Origin of the sequence: Streptomyces sp. NPDC058375 (assembly GCF_042723425.1) — a bacterium.
Taxonomy (GTDB): domain Bacteria; phylum Actinomycetota; class Actinomycetes; order Streptomycetales; family Streptomycetaceae; genus Streptomyces; species Streptomyces durocortorensis.
Window position 1 is genome coordinate 1 of sequence record NZ_JBHXJG010000448.1, and the last position, 2,624, is coordinate 2,624.

At 71.6% G+C, this 2,624-nt stretch carries 2 protein-coding genes; one reads left to right on the forward strand and one right to left on the reverse strand.

The window, feature by feature from the left end:
* Positions 1–299: 299 nt before the first annotated feature.
* The gene (locus tag ACFWM7_RS34865; RefSeq protein ID WP_383268684.1) at positions 300–1,067 is read right to left on the reverse strand and encodes a GNAT family N-acetyltransferase; all 768 of its coding nucleotides are present in this window, start codon (positions 1,065–1,067) and stop codon (positions 300–302) included.
* 597 nt (positions 1,068–1,664) lie between these two features.
* Between ACFWM7_RS34865 and ACFWM7_RS34870 the strand changes: the two genes are divergently transcribed.
* Positions 1,665–2,546, forward strand: a complete 882-nt coding sequence (locus ACFWM7_RS34870; RefSeq protein WP_383268687.1) for an RNA polymerase sigma factor SigF — start codon at positions 1,665–1,667, stop codon at positions 2,544–2,546.
* The last annotated feature ends 78 nt before the right edge of the window (positions 2,547–2,624 follow it).

The window sequence follows — 2,624 nt, forward strand, 5'->3', positions numbered from 1 at the left end:
CCGCTCTGCTTCTGCGGCTTCTGTGCCATGTCCAGCAACCTCATGGGCACGGCCTGTCCTCCCGCTGGTCTCTCGGCGCCGCCCGCAGTTTCGGCCGGTCCCTTCCAGTTGACCGGGAGGCGGGCGCCCGCACAGGAGGGCTTAGGGCCCTGAGGGGGTGCCGAAGGTCCCGCCCGGGACTTTCGGCCCGGGCCCTCCGGCCCGCGCCGGAGGTGCCCGAGGTCCCCTCGTGCGGGAATACGCCTACCGGTGGCGGAACGCCGGAACCGGGCCGGTGCGGCACCGCTCCCGCAGCCCGGTCAGCGCAGCGAGGGCCTGCGGCTTCCGTCGGCCGACGGGAGCGTGGCGGGGACGAGGGCGGAGAGGAATTCTGTACGCCGGCGGAGCCGGAAGCCCAGGGACTCGTAGAGCCGTACGGCCCCCGTGTTGGAGGCGGACGCATGCAGGAACGGCGTCTCGCCGCGCTCTCGGATCCCGTGGGCGACCGCCAGGACCAGCCGGCTCGCCAGCCCCTGCCCCCGTACGGACTCGTCCGTGCAGACGCCGCTGATCTCGGTCAAGCCGGGCGGGTGCAGCCGCTCCCCCGCCATCGCCACCAGGACGCCGCCCCGGCGGATGCCCAGATACGTGCCCAGCTCGACCGTGCGCGGCAGGAAGGGGCCGGGGCGGGTACGCGCCACCAGGTCCAGCATCTCCGGCACGTCCTGCGGGCCCAGCACGACCGCCTCCGGGTCGGGCGCGGCGTCCACCGACGCGTCGACCAGCTGGACGCCCTCGGCCCGGAAGACGATCTCCCAGTCCTGAGGCGGCGGCTCCTGGAACGCGGCCAGGGCGACGGAACCGCCCGGCCCGGCGAGCTCCGCGAGATCCGCCCAGTCCTGGGGGCCCGGAGCGTCGGGGAGCGCGATCCAGGGGGTGACGTCGGCGGGATAGCGCAGAACCCGTCCACGGCTCTCGGCGAAGTGGGCGTGCGGACCGGTCAGCGAGGACCGGGCGGGGTTGTCCAACGGATGGAGCCGGGAAGGGGCATCGGACCGGGGGCGGGGGCGGGTGTCGTTCTGGGTCATGGTCTCCTCGGTCTCGTTCCGTCCAACGCGCGGTTTCCTCGGCCGCGGGGGTGCTCCGCGTCCGGTAGCGGCGGACCCGCCGGCGAGAAAAAGGCCGGTGGACACGGCAAGTATTCCGGGAGGTGGATCTGTTCATGACACCACAATCATCGGGAGCCATCGCGGCCCGGGCCGACCGGACCCACGCCCCCGGGGCGCCGGCCCTCCCCGCCGGGACGCCGCCCCCGAGGACACCCCGGTGCGCCGACCCCCAGGACACGCCGGTGCGCCCGCCGCACGCCCGTACGTCCGCGCGCGCACGAGCAGCGAAATCGACTCATCCGTAGGCCAATACGTGCCGGTCCGGTCCCAACGCCCGCTCGCCTGTGGCACTCTGGTGGCGACCGCCCCACCGGGCTCCCCCGTACCGGTGGGGCGGTTCTGTGCACCTCCAGGGCTCACGCCCCTCACGTGACGGCGCCTCAGAGCCGAACCCCGGCTGCTTTTGGCCAACTCACGCCGGGTGGCCAGATCAACTCCCTCCCCCGTGCATGAGAGCCGTACCCCTGGGAAGGCGAACAGGCCTCAGGGCCTACGAACCAGGGAGCGTGAAGCGACATGACCGTGCAGACCGCGCAGGCCGCGCAGACGGCCGGTACGGAGCGGACGGGCACCACCGAGGAGCTCCCGTGGATCGAGGACGCCGGGAAGATCGCCCCGATGGACGCGCGTCGGCTTTCACGTCTCTTCTTCGACCGTCTCCAGGTCCTGGAGGAGGGCACGCACGAATACCAGTACGCCCGCAACACCCTCATCGAGATGAACCTGTCCCTCGTCCGCTTCGCCGCCAACCGCTTCCGCAACCGGGGCAGCGGCGACATGGAGGACATCGTCCAGGTCGGCACCATCGGGCTGATCAAGGCGATCGACCGCTTCGACCTCTCCCGGGAGGTCGAGTTCACGTCGTTCGCGGTGCCGTACATCGTCGGGGAGATCAAGCGGTTCTTCCGTGACACGAGCTGGGCGGTACACGTGCCGCGGCGTCTCCAGGAGCTGCGGGTCGACCTCGCCAAGGCGAAGGAGTCCCTGGCGGGCGACCTCGACCGGGATCCCACGGTCAAGGAGCTTGCGGAGGACCTGGGCATCGAGGAGGCCGAGGTCACGGAGGGGATCGTCGCCTCCAACGGCTATACGGCGGGCTCCCTGGACATGCCGACCGACACCGCGGAGTCCGGGCCCCGCCAGACCGCCGGCCGGACCTTCGCCGATGTGCTGGGCGAGCCGGACCCCGCCATGGAGACCGTGGAGAACCTCCACGCCCTCGCCCCCCTGCTGGACGAACTGGACGAGCGGGAGCGCCGGATCATCGACATGCGCTTCGGCCAGGAGATGACCCAGGCGCAGATCGGCGCGGAGCTCGGCATTTCGCAGATGCACGTCTCCCGACTGCTGAGCCGGATGCTGGGCAAGCTGCGGAGCGGGATGCTCGTCCAGGAGTGACCACCGCGGGCCGCCCCTTGGGCGGCGGACAAGGTGCGGGAAGGGTGTTGCGGTTCTGACTGATGCATCAGTCAGAAC

Coding starts and splice junctions, on each gene's coding strand:
- ACFWM7_RS34865 (WP_383268684.1), bottom strand. CDS start 1,067: ATGACCCAGAACGACACCCGCCCCCGCCCCCGGTCCGATGCCCCTTCC.
- ACFWM7_RS34870 (WP_383268687.1), top strand. CDS start 1,665: ATGACCGTGCAGACCGCGCAGGCCGCGCAGACGGCCGGTACGGAGCGG.